General features: G+C 34.8%; 21 protein-coding genes. 18 read left to right on the top strand and 3 right to left on the bottom strand.

Annotation, left to right across the window (positions count from 1 at the left end; translation table 11 throughout):
• The first annotated feature begins 52 nt into the window (after window positions 1-52).
• From J6D32_RS04725 to J6D32_RS04685, 9 genes are all read left to right on the top strand, one after another.
• Entirely contained in the window at window positions 53-274 is a 222-nt protein-coding gene (locus J6D32_RS04725; protein ID WP_287467360.1) for a hypothetical protein, read from the top strand.
• Between the two features lie 265 nt (window positions 275-539).
• Window positions 540-1,496: an IS30 family transposase gene (locus tag J6D32_RS04720; RefSeq protein ID WP_287467359.1), complete on the top strand. Its 957-nt coding sequence runs from the start codon at window positions 540-542 to the stop codon at window positions 1,494-1,496.
• A gap of 222 nt (window positions 1,497-1,718) precedes the next feature.
• Window positions 1,719-1,886, top strand: a complete 168-nt coding sequence (locus J6D32_RS04715) for a hypothetical protein (protein ID WP_195454887.1) — start codon at window positions 1,719-1,721, stop codon at window positions 1,884-1,886.
• Window positions 1,887-2,558: 672 nt separating this feature from the next.
• Window positions 2,559-2,762 carry a SpoIIIAC/SpoIIIAD family protein gene (locus J6D32_RS04710; protein ID WP_006783304.1) on the top strand — a complete coding sequence of 68 codons (204 nt, stop codon included), beginning with the start codon at window positions 2,559-2,561 and terminating at the stop codon, window positions 2,760-2,762.
• A gap of 66 nt (window positions 2,763-2,828) precedes the next feature.
• A complete protein-coding gene (locus tag J6D32_RS04705; RefSeq protein ID WP_006783305.1) occupies window positions 2,829-3,161 on the top strand; it encodes a hypothetical protein in 333 nt (110 codons plus the stop codon).
• A gap of 24 nt (window positions 3,162-3,185) precedes the next feature.
• Window positions 3,186-4,244, top strand: coding sequence for a stage III sporulation protein AE (locus tag J6D32_RS04700; protein WP_287467358.1), 1,059 nt, complete (start codon window positions 3,186-3,188; stop codon window positions 4,242-4,244).
• 37 nt (window positions 4,245-4,281) lie between these two features.
• Entirely contained in the window at window positions 4,282-4,737 is a 456-nt protein-coding gene (locus J6D32_RS04695) for a stage III sporulation protein AF (RefSeq protein WP_039931108.1), read from the top strand.
• Window positions 4,734-5,252, top strand: a complete 519-nt coding sequence (locus tag J6D32_RS04690; RefSeq protein WP_006783308.1) for a hypothetical protein — start codon at window positions 4,734-4,736, stop codon at window positions 5,250-5,252. Before J6D32_RS04695 ends, J6D32_RS04690 begins: the two co-directional genes overlap by 4 nt.
• Window position 5,253: 1 nt before the next feature.
• Window positions 5,254-5,841 carry a SpoIIIAH-like family protein gene (locus J6D32_RS04685; protein WP_006783309.1) on the top strand — a complete coding sequence of 196 codons (588 nt, stop codon included), beginning with the start codon at window positions 5,254-5,256 and terminating at the stop codon, window positions 5,839-5,841.
• A gap of 45 nt (window positions 5,842-5,886) precedes the next feature.
• Here the strand turns inward: J6D32_RS04685 and rpsT are convergent, their stop codons facing one another.
• The 3 genes from rpsT to J6D32_RS04670 all read right to left on the bottom strand — a co-directional run bounded on the left by rpsT (window position 5,887) and on the right by J6D32_RS04670 (window position 8,423).
• Window positions 5,887-6,150, bottom strand: coding sequence for a 30S ribosomal protein S20 (gene rpsT, locus J6D32_RS04680; RefSeq protein WP_006783310.1), 264 nt, complete (start codon window positions 6,148-6,150; stop codon window positions 5,887-5,889).
• A gap of 140 nt (window positions 6,151-6,290) precedes the next feature.
• Entirely contained in the window at window positions 6,291-7,736 is a 1,446-nt protein-coding gene (locus J6D32_RS04675; RefSeq protein ID WP_009607679.1) for a nicotinate phosphoribosyltransferase, read from the bottom strand.
• A 15-nt stretch (window positions 7,737-7,751) separates the two neighbouring features.
• On the bottom strand, window positions 7,752-8,423 hold the full coding sequence (locus J6D32_RS04670) for a cysteine hydrolase family protein (RefSeq protein WP_006783312.1): 672 nt from the start codon (window positions 8,421-8,423) through the stop codon (window positions 7,752-7,754).
• A 185-nt stretch (window positions 8,424-8,608) separates the two neighbouring features.
• On the opposite strand from J6D32_RS04670, the gene J6D32_RS04665 reads away from it, so the two are divergent.
• The 9 genes from J6D32_RS04665 (at window position 8,609) to hemW (ending at window position 18,275) form a co-directional block, all read left to right on the top strand.
• Window positions 8,609-8,902 carry a PspC domain-containing protein gene (locus J6D32_RS04665; RefSeq protein ID WP_006783313.1) on the top strand — a complete coding sequence of 98 codons (294 nt, stop codon included), beginning with the start codon at window positions 8,609-8,611 and terminating at the stop codon, window positions 8,900-8,902.
• 151 nt (window positions 8,903-9,053) lie between these two features.
• The gene (locus J6D32_RS04660) at window positions 9,054-10,508 is read left to right on the top strand and encodes an aminoacyl-histidine dipeptidase (RefSeq protein ID WP_006783314.1); all 1,455 of its coding nucleotides are present in this window, start codon (window positions 9,054-9,056) and stop codon (window positions 10,506-10,508) included.
• Between the two features lie 79 nt (window positions 10,509-10,587).
• Window positions 10,588-11,484, top strand: coding sequence for a DMT family transporter (locus tag J6D32_RS04655; protein WP_009607677.1), 897 nt, complete (start codon window positions 10,588-10,590; stop codon window positions 11,482-11,484).
• Between the two features lie 99 nt (window positions 11,485-11,583).
• Window positions 11,584-12,651 (top strand): GPR endopeptidase, encoded by a 1,068-nt coding sequence (gpr, locus tag J6D32_RS04650; protein WP_006783316.1) that lies wholly within the window; start codon window positions 11,584-11,586, stop codon window positions 12,649-12,651.
• Window positions 12,652-12,756: 105 nt separating this feature from the next.
• Window positions 12,757-13,815: a stage II sporulation protein P gene (gene spoIIP / locus J6D32_RS04645; RefSeq protein ID WP_006783317.1), complete on the top strand. Its 1,059-nt coding sequence runs from the start codon at window positions 12,757-12,759 to the stop codon at window positions 13,813-13,815.
• A 17-nt stretch (window positions 13,816-13,832) separates the two neighbouring features.
• The gene (locus J6D32_RS04640; protein WP_006783318.1) at window positions 13,833-14,183 is read left to right on the top strand and encodes a hypothetical protein; all 351 of its coding nucleotides are present in this window, start codon (window positions 13,833-13,835) and stop codon (window positions 14,181-14,183) included.
• Between the two features lie 244 nt (window positions 14,184-14,427).
• Entirely contained in the window at window positions 14,428-16,251 is a 1,824-nt protein-coding gene (lepA, locus tag J6D32_RS04635; protein WP_039931112.1) for a translation elongation factor 4, read from the top strand.
• A 105-nt stretch (window positions 16,252-16,356) separates the two neighbouring features.
• A complete protein-coding gene (locus tag J6D32_RS04630) occupies window positions 16,357-17,127 on the top strand; it encodes a histidinol-phosphatase (protein ID WP_006783320.1) in 771 nt (256 codons plus the stop codon).
• 11 nt (window positions 17,128-17,138) lie between these two features.
• Complete coding sequence (hemW, locus tag J6D32_RS04625) at window positions 17,139-18,275, top strand: radical SAM family heme chaperone HemW (protein WP_009607670.1); 1,137 nt, start codon at window positions 17,139-17,141, stop codon at window positions 18,273-18,275.
• Window positions 18,276-18,280: the final 5 nt, after the last annotated feature.

Raw genomic sequence — 18,280 nt, 5'->3', positions numbered from 1 at the left:
CATTTATCGTTGTCGTTAATATATAAATAAATTTAATGGAGGATGATTAAAGATGAAGAAATGGGAAAACCCAGAAGTTAAAAATCTATCTGTACAAAATACGTTAGAGATGTATTGTCCATGGCAAGAACTAGATGTTTATAAAAAAGAAGAAGGATGTACGTGTGACTTTACTAATCCAGATAAAAAACCTACTGATCAACACTCTGATTATGTATGGTGTAATCAACATAACCGATGGCATCCTAAACAACATGGGCCTGGAGAGTCTTAATAGATTCATAGAGTACTAATTAAAGCGGATGTAAAAGTGTAACAGGTTAAAGTAACTAGATAAAATCGATGTATCTGGTTACTGAGTCCAGTAACAGTTAGTAAAAATTTGATGAGAGAAATTAAACTACTTTTAGTAGATTTTGATTTCTCTTTTTTATTTGACAGATTGTAATATTAAGTGCGACACATAAAAAAACTCATAAATAGAACATTTGTTATAGAATGAAGTTACCACACCAAATTCTAAACAAGGAGATCTATTTATGAGTTATAAACATCTTAACACATTTGAGCGTACACGTATAGAAATTCTTTCAAAAATGGGCTATTCAACAAGACAAATCGCAAGCTATTTAAATCGCCATCATTCAACCATTGCTCGTGAATTGAAACGAAATACTCAACAGACCTATCAGGCTGAGTTAGCTGAAGAGTTAGCTGAAGAATTAGCTGGGCAACGTCGCTTAGTTTGTCATCGTCCAGAGATAAAGTCTGAAGAACTCATTCAAACCATTCAACACTATTTAAAGCTAACTTGGTCACCTGAACAAATTTCTAATACCGTTTTAAAAGGTGTTATTTCATTTAAAACCATTTATTGTTGGATTTACGATGGCACGATTTTATCAGGAGATCTAGGTTGTCTAAGACAAAAAGGAAAACGTCGAAAACCTCGAGAAACACGTGGACGCTTTAACATTGGAACCTCGATTCATCAACGTCCAAAAGAAGTGAAAAAACGTGAGACGTTTGGGCACTGGGAGTTGGATACGGTTGTTTCAAGTCGTGGTCAAAGTAAAGGATGTTTAGCGACCTTTGTTGAGCGTCAAACACGTTTTTATATAGTCATTAAAATAGACAATCGCTCAGCATCCGAAATGTACCGAGCGATTCATCAGTTATATGAACATTTTCCTGAAAACGTCTTTAAAACCTATACGGTTGATCGAGGAAAAGAGTTTGCTTGTTATTCCAAAGTAGAAGCCGACTTAAAGGTTCCTGTTTACTTCGCAGATGCCTATTCATCTTGGGAAAGAGGAAGTAATGAAAATGCCAATGGTCTTCTTCGAGAGTTTTTCCCTAAGAAGACAGACTTAGCACGAGTGAGTGATGAGGAGATTAATGAGGCACTCTCACTCATTAATCATCGACCACGAAAATGTCTAGGTTGGAAAACTTCATTCGAGCTATTTCATGAGAAAATGTCGCATTTGTATTGACAATTCGTCAAAAAAAAACGCCATAGGGCGCGTTCTAGTATCATGATCGGTGAATATGTCAGTGATTAATTGCTCTATAATCATGTCTTCATTCATTTTATGAAAATTAAGCTTACCTCCTAAGTATATCATATAAAAAATTTTAAAAAAAGAATGTTTTTATGTCGAAAATTCAGATAATATGAAGTTAACAAATTAAGTAACACTAAGGAGGAATGAAGAATGTTAGAAAAAATGAAACAAAATAAAGGTAAATACGGAGTGATTGGAGCAGTGATTTTAACAGGACTCATTTCAGGTGTGGCTTTAAAATCGTTTAAAGAGAAAAGAAGAAATGCAAAGATGCTACAAGAATTGGAAGATGCAGCATTTGAAAATTTTGATATCTAAGACGTTAGAATCTATGCTACTGGATGGATTAAAAAGAAAGGTAGCATCTGAAAAGTGATAATGTGATATTGCTTTTGTACTAATGATGATTCTGTTTGCATTCCGATAGATTTAAGTCCTATTATCAAAAGATAACTTGAGAAAAGACACATAGTTGTGTCTTTTTTAGCGTTGATTATGAAATTTATTTGGTAGTTCTAAATTTTTATCGCAAATATATTGCTACATTCTTGTAGGTTGTGATCATAGTCTATCACTTACGTCTTCAAAGTATGGGTTTAACTCGTAGATAATGAACGCTTTCTGGCATTGCTTCGTTATGTGGTAAGGTTTTAAATCCATTAACACATTAAAATCATCATGTTTTAGAGACTTTAGAGCTTCGACTTTTAAAGTCTTTTTTTATTTTCTTAAGGATAGGTTTTTAGTTCTGGAAGGGGGAGTTATAGGCTCTTTGAGTTGAGAAGTAAAGAATTTTCTTATGAAATTTCGACAGAGCATTCTAAAAATAGGAGGGATTCTGTTTGTAATTTGGGTAAAAGCTCATCTTTTTAATGATATGAATCCATAGCCTTGTAGATTTACTTCCTGAAGATCGTTTATTTGTTATTTTTTAAATAAGTTAAACATAGAGTTAAATAGCAAATTAAACGAAAGTATGAGGTGTAAGGGATGCCAATTGATGTGACTGAAATATTACAATTTGCCGGAATCGGATTCTTGCTAGGAATTATAGGAATGGTTTTTAAAAAGTTAGACATTGCAAAAGACGTCAGTGAGTTAATTACACTTGCTGGTTACGTCTATATGCTTATTTTTATCGTACAACTAATCGAAATATTAATGACCAGTTTACGAAATATCTTCATGTTGTAGAAGGAGTGGTGTGCCATTGATATTGTTCAAATCATCTCACTTGTAATTGGATGTGCACTTGTTTATTTGCTATTAGAAGAAGTAAATCCGAAATATGCTAAAGGATTTAGTCTTGTCTTGCTAACATTTTTTTTTATGGTCGCCTTACAAATTCTTTCCAAAATGATTGGTGACTTAACAGCAGTGTTCTTGAATTTTAATATTGAACAGCAGTATGTTACGATTATCATTCGTTTGATCGGAATTGTTTATTACGCTGAGTTTGTTAATTTTTTATTAACAGAAGCAAAGCTTGGTAATGTAGGGAAAATGTTTGAGTATATTGTAAAACTCTATTTAATCGGGTACAGTTTACCGATGATTATCACCTTATTTGAACTAATTTTATCAATATTGTAGTCTTTACGAACTAGGGGGTGAAGTATGAGTCAATTTAGTATGGATCTATCATCGTTTGACAATATTTGGGCCGAAATCTATTCACAATATGACTGGCTTGTACAAGCTGATTATCTTGATAAATCGAACTTACTAAAGGTTGAAAATTTTAATATAGTCGATTTTTTTAAGTCAATTGTTGAATATGCCATGTATGAGTTAAATGTGAGTTTTTCTCAGTTTAAAATGATTTTAATTTTCTTATTAGTGATTGCGTTGTTTCAAAATATTCAAACAACGTTTTCAACACGATATGAAAAGATTACGAATACAGTCTTAAAATTAATTCTGATTGTACAATTATTTGGGTTATTTGTCTTTTATCACGACTATACGCTGGATATTTTAACAAGATATATGGATATTGTTGTGGCTGTATTTCCTATTTTATTATCGATGATTACCATTACGGGCGCACTTTGGAATCATGCCTTATTTCAGCCTGCTGTTGTATTTTTGATTAATGTCTCCTATTTTTTCATTAATGCTGTCAGTTTACCTTTGACGGTGATTGGAACAATCTTTGGTTTTGTTAATCAAATTGGTATTGAAGATTTATATAGTCGATTAACGAATTTTATTAATAAAATTGCCTTGTGGACACTGGGAGGCTATTTTGCATTCTTTTTAACGTTGATGTCCATCCAAAATGTCACGTTAAGTTTTGCGGATGGGTTGTTTTTTAGGACAACGCAAACTTTAATGAATTACATTCCAGTTATTGGGAGCCGTTTTACTGATACGGTTGTTTCCATTATCTCAACGTTATCGATTATGCGCAATAGTGTAGGCCTATTAAGTATCATCACATTGGTTATTTTTGTTTCTTTTCCTATTGTGAAGCTTGGAATTGCAACCATCTTGTTTCGATTACTAACAGCGATTATTCAACCACTAGTTAGTAAAGATTTTATTAACGTCTTAGATATTTTTAATACAGGTGTTATGAATTTATTAGTTATTACCATTATTATTGCTGTTATGTTTATCTTTACGTTCTTTATTATTTTATATAGTTCTAATATGATGTTAGTAACCAATTAGATAACATTTGACAAGATGTGAGGAGATGGGAAAAGAAATGATATATACATACGCCAAACAAATTATTGCCATGTTTTTTTTGATAGCTGTTGTCAATTTGTTGGTTATTCCGGCTTCTTATAAAAAGATAATTTCATTTTATCTTCATTTTTTTATTATAGTTATCATTTTAAAGCCGGTACTCAGTATAATGAATAATGAAGTTAGTTCATTTATTAATTCGATTACCTTCATTAGTGAGAGTGAGTTCGACGAATCTGTACAGTATTATCAGAGCAAGCTTGAGGAGGACTTAAAAGATCTTACCTTAGGTGAAGTTGATGCCTTGATACAAAAAGCTGAGGCACTCTGTGACGTCGACATTATCACATTCGAATTAGATGAAGTTCTAACCATACAAATGGTGGAGACTAGTAAAGAAGCGAAACTATGTGTTTCTAATCAACTAGGAATCGACCGAAACGATATTTTGTTTGAGGGGGGAGGTCAATGAAGGATGAGGGGATAAAAATCCCAGCAGTGTTTCAAAGTAGTATAAACGGATCAGGAGGGGGGACGAAGGAGATAAAAAAAACCTCGGATATATCACAAATGATTCAGAAGTTAAGAAAAATAGTCGCAGATTTAGGTCCGTTTGGAATTTTATCAGTTATTGCAGCCGTCTTTATTTTTACCACATTGTTTAATGGAAGTTTTGAAAACAACAGTGGTAAAACAACGACAAACGTACTTGAGACGAAACATCAAGAACAAATTAATACGTTATTTGCCTCAATAGAAGGGGTTACGCTTGAAAGTGTTAATTTGTCTTATAAAACTGTATCGGATTCTTCATCTGCAACAATCTTCGCTTCAAATCAAACAAATACTGTTTCAAATGGAGTTGTTATTGTGTATCGCGGAGTGCTCAAAGCACCTTATGATGTCACGAACGCAATCAGTTTGTTACTTGATGTACCAATCCATCAAATATCATTATTAAATGCATCTGAATTAGGAGGAAATTAAAATGAACAAAAATTCTTATGTTACAGCCGCATTATTTGTTGTCTTTGTCTTATTAACAGTTTTTTATATGGGAATGGAAGATCCAAAAGATTTAACAACTGGAGCAGGATCAACTCAAACCTTACCAAATGTTCAAATGGAAGTTAGCGAAACTGATGCGCAAACAGGTAGTGAGTTAGCAAGTGAAACAACGACAGAAGAAAATGTTACAACAGTTGCAACGGAATCGAATTCAATCCAAGTGTTACGTGTTGAACTTGAAAAACAACAAAGTCAAAAAGTATCAGAATTAAAAGAAGTAATTGCTAGTAAAGATTACGATGCAACAGCTAAAAGTGAAGCAAAAGATGATTTAGATAAATTAAATAGAGATCGTGAACATCAAAGCGCGCTTGAAACAATGATTAAATCAAAAGGTTATAATGATGTATTAGTTCGTGTTAATGAAGAAACGGTTCAAGTTATTGTACAAGTGGCAGATGAAAGTGCCTTTCCAGGAGTGGAAGAAGTGAATGAACTTTACATGATGGCTAAAACAGAATTTACAAATAATCCTGATGTAACCATTCAATTTCAACCGATTAACTAAATAAAAGATAATAAAAAAAATACCGACCCAAAAGTCGGTATTTTTTTATCCTAAAGCGTTAATTTTTTTGCTTAAACGTGATTTTTGACGAGCTGCGTAGTTTTTATGGCAAATTCCTTTTGCAACAGCTTTGTCTAATTTTTTGTTAGCTGTATTGTAAGCTTCTTTTGCAGCTTCGATGTTTTTGTTCTCAACAGCAACCTCAACAGCTTTGATAGCAGTACGCATAGATGCTTTGAAAGAAGCATTAAATTGACGACGTTTATCGTTTGTTTTAACACGTTTAATTTGTGATTTAATATTTGGCATTCAATTCACCTCCATTAATACAACAAAAATATTCTATCAAACCCATGTCTAAATTGCAAGAAGAAAATACAATATTTAATGAAATAGTAAAATTTCCAATTGTTTACGAGCTTTGAGACGTATTTTTTGTAGTAAAAAGATTATTTTGAGTACTTTTCAAGTAAGTCCGTTTTTAATGTCCAAAGGTTTTTAGATAAATCGACATAATATTGATGAGGATGTTCAAAACGTAGAACTTCTTCCCATAACGTATTAATTTGCTCTTTTGAATAGGCGACAATCTCCTCGAGGCTTGGTGAGTTATAAACTTGTTTTCCATTTAAGAAAATAGGGATAAGTAGCGGTTTGGCATAGAAGTTTTCGATTGTTTTGCGTTTCCAAGTGTGTTCTGGATCAAAAATGGTATATGGATGATTATCATCAATGATTTCATCAGCTAGGGTGATGACATCAGCAATGGCTTTATTAGTTTCGCGTTCAAATAAACGATACACTTGTTTATATCCTGGATTTGTAATTTTTTCAATGTTATTACTAATTTTGATTTTTGGAATCATAGCTCCTTCTTTTTCAACTGCCACAATTTTATAAACGCCACCGAAAACTGGCTCAGCTTTTGATGTAATAAGGCGTTCTCCCACACCGAATGAATCGATTGGGGCTTTTTGAATGATTAAATCGCGAATAATATACTCATCGAGTGAGTTAGAAATGACAATTTTACAATCTTCAAGTCCCGCTTCATCTAATAATTTACGAGCTTTTTTTGATAAATAAGCGGCATCCCCACTATCAATGCGAATGCCTCCAGGTCGATGGCCTTTTGGAATTAACACTTCTTTAAAGACTTTAATAGCATTAGGAACACCTTGCTTTAACGTGTTATAAGTATCAACTAAAAGAACACAATTTTCTGGATAAAGTTCTGCGTATTTTTTGAAGGCATCGTATTCAGTATCAAACGTTTGAACCCAACTGTGGGCCATTGTTCCAAGGGATGGAACTTGGTAATCACGATCAGTAATGGTACAAGCCGTCCCAATACATCCCCCAATATAAGAAGCACGAGCCCCTAAAATAGCGCCTTGTGCTCCTTGCGCACGACGAGATCCGAATTCCATGACAGGACGTCCCTCAGCTGCACGAACAATTCGATTTGCTTTCGTTGCGATTAAAGATTGATGGTTGATTGACAGTAATACCATCGTTTCAATGAACTGAGCTTGAATAATCGGTCCTCGAACTGTAAGGATTGGCTCATTTGGAAAAATAGGTGTTCCTTCTGGAATGGCATAAATGTCACAAGCGAATTCAAAGTTTTTTAAATAATCTAAAAAGGCATCAGAAAACATGTTTTTACGTCGTAAAAACTCGATATCCTCATCTGTAAAGTGTAAGTTCTTTAAATAATCAATGAGCTGTTCAAGGCCTGCCATAATGGCAAAACCACCACGTTCAGGAACGCGACGGAAGAACATATCAAAATAGGCGATTTGATCTTTCATGCCGTTTTCGAAGTAACCATGAGCCATCGTTAACTCGTAAAAGTCAACTAGCATTGTTAAATTTGATGATTTTAAGTTCATAATAAATTCCTCTTTCTATTCTTCGATGCGTGTCACAATTTCAATCCCATTCATCATCATTTTATATAAGGCAATGACATTCATGAAGTCAGCAGCATGAACATCATAGTCATAAGTTTCAACACTATTCATTGGAACGATGATACGACTTATTTTATTTTGCGTGATAAAATAAGTCTTTAAGGTAATCGCAAATTGTTCTACACAAATATCGGTGCAATCACCCACAATAATAAATTGGTTAATCAATGGATGGTTTTCTAACCACTGATGAAATGCAGGCTCTAAGAAGCCATTTGTAGAACTTTTTTCAATTAAGTGATAAGGTCCAGCCTGTTTGATTTCATCGATAATTTCACTTTCTACTTCTCCTTTGATACAGTGTGCAGGATAAGAATTAAACTCAATTGAATCCGTTTGGTGACAGTCGGCGAAAGCCACAACATCAATTTGAGAATCATTTGCTCGTTTTAATAAGTCGCAAATCGGATCGATAATCGTTTGGATTCGAGGAGATGACATCGGGCCCATCTTGACGAATCCATTCACCATGTCAACAATGATTAAGGCCGTTTGATTTGGGTCTAATGATGAAAGACAAACAGAAGGAGATTCATTTAATAGATTAACCATTTTTGTTAAGGATGTTTCACTCGATTTTATTAAATTTAGTAATTCATAACTCATCTTTTACACCTCCGATACTCAAAAATTTTCCTGTGTGAGGAAAGTTATAGAACTATTATAGTATATTTAATTCTTAATCACAAAGTCTTAAATAGCTTAAGATTGAAATATATTTCAAAAAGATTGGCATGAGATGAGTGGTGATATATAATAAGAGGAAGATATGATGGAAAGGATGGAAAACTATGTCAAATAAACGTTTATATAAAACCTCACAAGGAGCAATGCTTGGTGGAGTATGTAAAGGGATTTCTGAGTATTTAAATATTGACGTCACCTTAATTCGCTTAGTATGGGTCTTGATTTCCTTTACTTCAGTCGGAATTATTTTATATATTGCGTGTGTGTTTATTTTTCCAGATAAAGCAACGATTGAACGTGAGAAACGCCAAACTACAAAGGATGCCGTATTTGAAACAAATGATTATAAAGTAAAGGATCAAGAGAATAAAAAAGATAAAGATTATACAATCTATTAAAGATTAAAGAGGTGAAAGTTACCTCTTTTTTTTTGAAAATTATAATCTCCCCCTTCGGGGAAGTTGGATAGATTATGAATAAAAGTATGTCCAATGGTTATCATTTTAAGTGAAGTTATGGTAGAATATATAAAAAAAGGAGGCGCAAATTATGTCGGATATTTTAGGAAACTTAAACCCACGTGCGGTGTTTCATTATTTTGAAGAAATGACGAAGATTCCACGTGAATCAGGAAATGAGGCTGCCATTAGTCAGTATTTAGTTGATTTTGCTAATGAGCATGGGTTAGAAGTGATTCAAGAACCCTGTAAAAATGTAATCATCAAAAAACCAGCTACTGCGGGTTATGAAAATGCTCCACGTGTCATTTTACAAGGTCATATGGACATGGTCTGTGTCAAAGATGATGAATTAGAGTTTGATTTTGAAACACAAGCTTTACCGATTTATGTTGAAGGCGATTGGATTAAATCAAAAGGAACAACTCTTGGAGCTGATAATGGAATTGCGGTTGCGATGTCGCTTGCTATTTTAGCAGATAAGACGATGGCTCATCCTGCCTTAACTGTGTTAGTGACAACGGAAGAAGAGACAGGAATGGATGGAGTCATGGCATTGGATCCTGCTCATGTACAAGGTGATATCTTAATTAATATTGATTCAGAAGAAGAAGGAGTAGCGTTAGCTTCATGTGCTGGAGGTGTACGTAACTCATTAAAGCTACCGCTTGAATGGATGACGTTAAGTGATAATTCACTTGTTTCATATGAAGTTGTGATTAGTGGCTTAAAAGGTGGGCACTCAGGAATTGAAATTAATAAGTGTCGTGCCAATGCCAATAAATTAATGGGACGCTTTTTCCATTATGTGCAAGATCTTCAAGTTTCAGTTGCACATGTTGCAGGTGGAGAAAAAATGAATGCCATTTCAAAACGTGCCAAAATGGTCTTAACATTATCAAAAGACAAAGTATCAACACTTGAAGAAAAAGTAAAAGATTTTGAAATCATGATTCGTGCTGAATTTGAAACGGCGGATCAAGACATTACTTTAAAATTAGCACCAGTTGCAACTGAACTTAAGGTTTGGACAGCAGAAACGTTACAAAAAGTCACTCATATTTTACAATTAATCCCTTATGGACCTCAAACGATGAGTGCAAATGTAGCAGGACTTGTTGAAAGTTCAAGTAACATTGGTGTCGTTGAAATGACTGAATCAGAAATTGAGTTTAATAGTGCGGTTCGTAGCTCAGTTGGATCATTAAAACGTGAAATCAATCATCGTATTCAAGCGATTGCTGATTTAACTGGAGCTAAGATGGAGTTAATTGCAGATTATCCAGAGTGGGAATTTGAAACAGATTCAAAAATTCGTGATATTATGAAAGAGGTTTATGAGCGTACGGCAGGAAAAGAATTAGAAGTTTCAGCGATTCATGCAGGTCTTGAGTGTGGCTTCTTATCACAAAAATTAGGGAAAATAGATATGATTTCAATTGGACCTGATATTACAGGAGCGCATACGCCAAAAGAATCGTTATCTATTTCATCTACTGAACGCGTTTATGACTTCTTATGTCAAGTATTAAAAGAAATTAAATAATGATCAAAAGCATGTTCTTGTGGACATGCTTTTTTTACTAAAAACATAGAATGGTATAAAAGGGATTAGGGGGATTGGGATGAATTCGAAAATAGCAGACGGATTATTGTTATTAGTTGCGATTATTTGGGGAGGCGGATTTCCAGCAGTAGGGTTAGCGGTGCAAGAGGGGGTGGGGGCCGGCCAATTAATCACGTTGCGTTTTTTGATTGCAGGGGGAGTATTGGCGATTGTATTTAGAAAGCAGCTCTTGGATCTAAAGCGGATAGACGTGGTAGCCGGTGTGTTGGCTGGAATTTGTTTGTTTATAGGATTTACTTTTCAAACCATTGGAATGCAATACACAACGGCATCTAAAAATGCCTTTATTACATCATCGTATGTGTTACTAGTACCTTTATTTGGCGTCTTGTTTTTCAAAAACAAAATGAAAGGTTCGCAATGGATTGGAATGCTAGTGATGATCTTAGGAATTAGTATTCTGTCATTAGAGCGTGATTTTTCGGTGAGTATTGGTGACTTGCTGACGCTCATTTGTGCCATTGGTTTTGCTTTACAAATTATCATCACAGGATTATATATTAATCGATGCAATAGTTATTGTTTCACGATTATTCAAATGGTCACGGTGGCGATGGTTTCACTAATCTGGTCTTTAATTAGCGAACCATGGGTTGCGCTTAGTTTCTCAAGTGGGCTAGCGATTATGTATCTCGGAATCTTTAGTACACTGTTAGCTTATTTGTTACAAACCATCGCTCAACGCTATACATCCGAGGCTAAAGCTGGATTGATTTTATCAACAGAAGCGTTGTTTGGAGCTATTTTATCCGTCATGATTTTACATGACCCCATTACAAATCGATTAGTTTTTGGCGGTTTGATTTGTTTGATTGCTATATTGATGATTGAATTTGATTTTTGTCACTTAAAATCATCCAAATTAAAATCAAAAATCGTTGCTCAAAAGGAATAAGAGAAAATCATCATTGATTTTCTTTTTTTTTGCTAAAAATAGTGAAGTCGTTTCATGAACTGAGACGATTCGGTCACACTATAAGGTGAGGTGATAAAAATGAATGAACAAGAACAAAAAAAATGGCAATGCCGATCTGACTTAGCACTTGAAGCTGTTGAACAAATGGTGGGACAAGTCGATGAAGATCAACAAAAAGGTGTCCATTATCAAGAGGATAATATTAAAGGCTTAAAAGTGACTTGCATTGATGTTGAAAAAGAAGCTGAAGAAAGCGTGGGGAAAAAGGCGGGGCGCTATATGACACTCGATACGTCATCTATTTTATCTCATGATCACGATCAGCTGACCGTTGCTATGGAAGTCTTTGCGCAACAATTTAAAAAATTATTAGATCATCGAAATATTACGGATGAACATACTTGTTTAGTCATCGGACTTGGAAATGACCACGTGACGCCAGATGCTTTAGGTCCGATGGTGGTTGACGAAGTGATTGTGACACGTCATCTTTATGAACTAAGACCAGACGAAGTCGATCGTAGTTATCGTGAAGTGAGTGCTTTAGCACCCGGTGTAATGGGGATGACAGGGATTGAAACATTTGATGTGATTGAGTCGTTGGTCAAAAAAATTAAACCTGATTTTTTAGTCATGGTTGATGCGCTTGCTTCGCGTTCGATAACTCGTGTTAACAAAATGATTCAAATGACTGACACTGGAATTGCGCCAGGAAGTGGGGTTGGAAATAAACGTAAAGCCGTTGATGAGGAATCGCTTGGTATTCCTGTTTTTTCCATCGGTGTTCCAACGGTTGTAGATGCCGTCTCAATTACGTCGGACACCATTGACTTGTTATTAAAACATATTGGAAAATCATTAAAAGAAGAAAAGCGTTCGTATAAAAAATTAGTGCCTTTTTCAATGGTTCGTCAACAATATAGTGAGGATGATCTACCGTCGGATGAGTTACGTCAACAATTCATGGGGCAGGTGGGACTCCTTGCTGAGGAAGATAAACGCCAACTCATTAGTGAAGTCTTAACTCCAAATGGATTTAACTTAATTGTCACACCAAAAGAAATAGACACGGCAATGGAAGATTTGGCAACCTTGATTTCAAATGGGATTAACCGTGCTTTACATCAAAATGTACAATTTAGTTAAGTGATTACCATAAAACAACAATTAATAACAACCCTCATTCGGTATAATAAAGTATAAATGAAAAAAGGAATTTAACTTAGAGGAAACGGTCTGGGGGGGAGAATTTTGAAACGAAAACGTCGTTTGCGCTCTAAAAGAAATAAATTAAGTAAACAACTAACAAAGGGAGTTCCCTATTTAGTGGTAGGATTCTTTGTTGTGACGCTATACTCAACGCAATTTTTTCAATTATTTTATGTCAATCAAAAAGAAGCCTATGAAAAGCATGTCAATCAAGAGGTTGTTTTATCGAGTATTTTTGATTTTGCTAATCCAGCGGATTTTATCGAACTGATGACTAATTTACAAAAGTATTTTGCAGAAGTCATGACAAACCTTGATTTGAATCAGTTGTATTCCTTTTTAAATGATGGGTTTGCCTTTATTCAAATGGATTCAAAACAAAGTAGTGTGGCCGCTGCTACACCGAATACATCCAATGATTATAAATATACCTATGTCAGTGAAGAGTTAAAATTAGAACCACGGCCAGAAGCGGTGAATTCAACAGAACCATTGGTTTATCTTTTTAATACGCATGATTCTGAAACGTATGAATCTGATCAAGTCAATGCCATGCTTGGGCGTAAAGTTTTTGTTGGCGACATGTCAAACCTTGTAGCGAATGAATTTTCTAATTTAGGAGTTAAAACACTTGTTGAAACAAGAGATATCTCTGAAGTATTAGTTGCGAATGATTGGGAATATTGGCAATCCTATAAAGCTTCCCGCATGTATTTAGAGTCGACGGCAACAGAGTATAACACTCTCAAATATTTTATTGATATCCATCGTGATTCGTTAAACTATAATCGAACGACCACCACAATTGACGGAAAATCCTATGCTAAGTTGTTATTGGTTGTAGGACAAGATCATCAACGTTATAAAGAAAATTTAGCCTTTGCCAATGAAATTAATAATTTGTTTAATATGTATTATCCCGGTCTTTCAAAAGGAATTATTGAAAAAGGTGGAGAATATACGAATGGGATTTATAATCAAGACTTTGCCACGACACTCCTCTTAATGGAAGTCGGTGGAGTTGATAATACGTACGAAGAATTATGTAATACTGCCGAAGCCATCGCGAAGGTGATGACACAGTATATTACAACTCATTAATTGAAGGAGAGATGGGGATGAAAAAAGGAATAGCTCTTATTTTTTTCGTCGTTTGCTTTTTATTAGGAACTATTTATGGTTCTAGCTCCCATTCAGAAACGACACCTCATGTCGCGGCAAGCTCTAATCTCACGCAACAAATCAAAGAGTATGAGCAGAAATTATCACAAGGTGAGGAAATCATCACTTCTTATAGTGAGATGATTTCTGAAGGCGTGGTTCCAAAGTCAACACCAGTTTCAAGCGGAGGTGTAGCACATAATAATGTGTCGCAATTTGGACAAGATGCTGCGGATTTATTAAAAACCACAGTCAGGGAAGTTTTACGAATGATTGTAAAAGCCTGTGATCAATTAATCACTGAATAATAGATGAAAACCATGACTTCATTCTCAAGGAGAAAAAAGCCATGGTTTTTAATTTTTTAGGCATAGGAGTTGTCATAATGTAAAGGATATTAAGTGATGAATGAAAGAAAGTGATGTCGTAAAAGATGCGAAAATAGCCGAAAAAGAAGTGAATGATTATTTTTTGCTTGTGAGTTAGGTTTTTTTACAGTAAAATAAAGTGGATATTTAATTATTTCGGAATGGAGTGAGCTTGGTGAGTGCGATGAACATTGAACAAATCAAAGAACGCCAAAAAAGAATTCGCAACTTTTCAATTATAGCCCACATCGATCATGGAAAAACAACCCTTTCGGATCGTATTTTGGAGCGAACGAATGCGTTGGAAAAACGTGAGATGAAAAATCAGCTGTTAGACTCAATGGATTTAGAACGTGAGCGCGGAATTACCATTAAATTAAATGCCGTGCAGTTGACATATAAAGCTAAAGATGGAGAAGAGTACATTTTACATTTAATCGATACCCCAGGTCATGTTGACTTCACTTATGAGGTATCACGCTCGTTAGCAGCATGTGAAGGGGCAGTATTAGTCGTTGATGCTGCACAGGGAATTGAGGCTCAAACACTTGCGAATGTTTATTTAGCCTTAGATAATGATTTAGAAATTTTACCGTTAATTAACAAAATTGATTTACCAAGTGCTGATCCAGATCGCGTGAAGCAAGAGGTTGAAGATATCATTGGATTACCGGCAGATGATGCGGTTTTAGCATCAGCTAAAGCAGGAATTGGAATTGAAGAGATTTTAGAGCAAGTGGTTGAAAAAGTCCCAGCCCCAACGGGAGACCCTGAAGCGCCATTACAAGCGTTAATCTTTGACTCAGTGTATGATCAATATCGTGGAATTATTGCTTCTATTCGTGTTGTAAATGGAACGATGAAAAAAGGGCAAGTGATTCGTATGATGGCAACAGGTGCTGAGTACGAAGTCGTTGAAGTTGGAGTACACACGCCACATGAGAAAATCGTAGATTGTTTGACTGTTGGAGATGTAGGATTTGTAACAGCTTCGATTAAGGATGTTAAAAATGTTCGCGTCGGGGATACGATTACATGTGTTGACAATCCAGCTGAAGAACCATTACCAGGATATCGTAAATTAAATCCAATGGTATTCTGTGGGCTTTATCCAATTGATGCAGCACGTTACAATGATTTACGTGATGCATTAGAAAAATTAGTGTTAAATGACTCATCTTTACAGTTTGAGCCTGAAACATCACAAGCCTTAGGATTTGGATTCCGTACAGGATTCTTAGGATTATTACATATGGACGTTATTCAAGAACGTATTGAACGCGAGTTTAATATTGATTTAATTGCCACAGCACCATCGGTAATTTATCATGTTTATTTAACAGATGGAACAAAGTTAATTGTCGATAACCCATCGCAAATGCCAGAACCACAAACGATTAAGTCAATTGAAGAACCTTACGTTAAAGCTTCCATTATGACACCAAATGATTATGTGGGAGCCATCATGGAGTTATGTCAGAAAAAACGTGGTAACTTTATCGATATGCAGTATTTAGATGAAACTCGTGTTCATGTTAACTATGAGATTCCATTAGGAGAAATCGTTTATGATTTCTTTGATCAATTAAAATCATCGACAAAAGGATACGCATCATTTGATTATGAATTAATTGGTTACCAAGCGTCAAAACTGGTGAAAATGGATATTTTATTAAATGGTGAAATCGTCGATGCCTTAAGTTTAATTGTTCATAAAGATTTTGCTTATAGTCGTGGTAAAGTCATCACTGAAAAATTAAAAGAAATTATTCCAAGACAACAGTTTGAGGTTCCAATTCAAGCCGCAATTGGTGGGAAAATCATTGCACGTTCAACGATTAAAGCCTTACGTAAAAATGTCTTAGCTAAATGTTATGGTGGAGATATTTCACGTAAACGTAAATTACTTGAAAAACAAAAAGAAGGTAAAAAACGTATGAAGTCAGTTGGATCAGTTGAGGTTCCACAAGAGGCATTCATGGCTGTTTTATCAATGGATGAAGATTAAGAGAGGGGGAAACCTCTCTTTTTCCATAATAAAAAGCAACTTAGTTTATACTATGACAAACTTAGGATAAACTGTTTAATAGAGACTACATAAGAAGGTGAGAAGATGTTAACTAATTATCATACACATCATGACCGTTGTAAACATGCTAAAGGAACAGTTGAAGACTATGTTTTAGAAGCGGTAAATCAAAACTATACAGAACTTGGAATGAGTTGTCATGTTCCTTATGAAAACTTCCCTGAAATGGGACGTCGTATGGAGTTTGAAGATTTAGACATTTATTTAAATGATATTGAAGAGGCTCAGAAGAAATATCCACAAATTCATTTGCTGAAGGCATTCGAATGTGAATATTTCCCTCATACTCATGATTATATTGCGAGTTTAGCTGCAAAGACGGATTATCTAGTATTAGCTCAACATTATATTTATTTAGATGGAAAATATCAAGATGCGTTTCATTTTACAAGACCAGAGCAACTTGAATTATATGCGGCTAAAATTGTTGAAGCGATGTCAACTGGCTTATTTAAAATTCTAGCTCACCCAGATGTTTTTATGACACTTTACCCTAAATGGGATGAGGCGTGCATTAGAGCAACTCGTCAAATTGCAAAAGCTGCCAATCAATATGATGTCATTTTAGAATTAAATGCAAATGGTTTTAGACGCGGGAAAAAACGATATGAAGATGGGGTTCGTTATCCTTATCCATCTGAAAAGTTCTGGTCGTTAATTGCAACAGAATTTAAAGAGACAAAGGTGATCGTTAACTCTGATTGTCATAATCCTAAATTTTTAAATGATGAATATATGATCATGGCACGTGAGATGGCTAAACGTCTTCATTTAAACGTGTTAGACCGTTTATAATGGTGAACGGTATGCCAAAAGGATTATATATACATATCCCATTTTGTGATCATATCTGTACATATTGTGATTTTCCAAAGCTTTTAACAAAAGGACAACGACATGCTGAATATATCGAAGCATTGATTCAAGAATTGAAACTGTATCAACAGAACGTTGGGTTTTCAAACCTCCAAAGTATTTATATTGGGGGAGGAACACCGACGGCTTTAAGTGTGGAGCAAATTCAACCAGTTTTTGATTTTTTAACGGAACAGATCCAGATGAATCAGATTCAAGAGTTTAGTATTGAAGCAAATCCTGAAAATTTAACACGTGATAAAATTCAATATTTAAAAGCTCAAGGTGTGAATCGATTTAGTTTGGGCGTTCAAACTTTTCATGAATCTTTATTAAAGCGAATTGGAAGAAAACATCAGGCTCAAGAGGTTATTCAAGCGGTTGCTAACTTAAAACAATGTGGAATTAAAAATATTAATTTAGATTTGATTTATGCCATTCCAGGACAAACACTTGATGAGTTAAGAGATGATTTAAGACAGGTTATTTCACTAGAGGTGGAGCATATCTCAGCTTATTCCTTAATCGTAGAAGAACATACTCAATTATACTTAGCTTATATGAGAGATCAAATTGAGCTAACAGATAATGAAATAGAAGCCAAGATGTATGAAGTGACGATTGAGACGTTAACAGAAGCGGGATATGAGCATTATGAAATTAGCAATTTTGCAAAATCTAAACCAAGTTTACATAATCAGTGGTACTGGAAAAATGAGACGTATATTGGTGTAGGACTTGGCGCGCATGGTTATGTTAAGGGGCAGCGTTATCAAAATACTCGTTCTATCAATACGTATATTGAGCTATTAAAAGATGGGAAGCTCCCAATGATAGAATCACATGCGTTAACGAAAGAGGAAATGATTGAAGAAGAAATGTTTCTCGGTTTAAGATTATTAAAGGGTGTTAATTTAAAGGCGATTAGTGATAAATACGATGTGAATATCGATGAGATTTATGGAAAAGCGTTTGAAGAATTAATTCAAAAGGGATATTTAGAACAAAAAGAATTAAATGTCCGGCTAACTCCAAGTGGCTTATTGATGGCAAATGAAGTTTTTGAGCAGTTTTTATTATCGATTTAAAGGAA

This window comes from Turicibacter sp. (assembly GCF_017941855.1).
GTDB lineage: Bacteria > Bacillota_I > Bacilli_A > MOL361 > Turicibacteraceae > Turicibacter > Turicibacter sanguinis.
The sequence above is the reverse complement of the archived record's forward strand: the minus strand, read 5'-3'. Positions and strand labels throughout refer to the sequence as shown.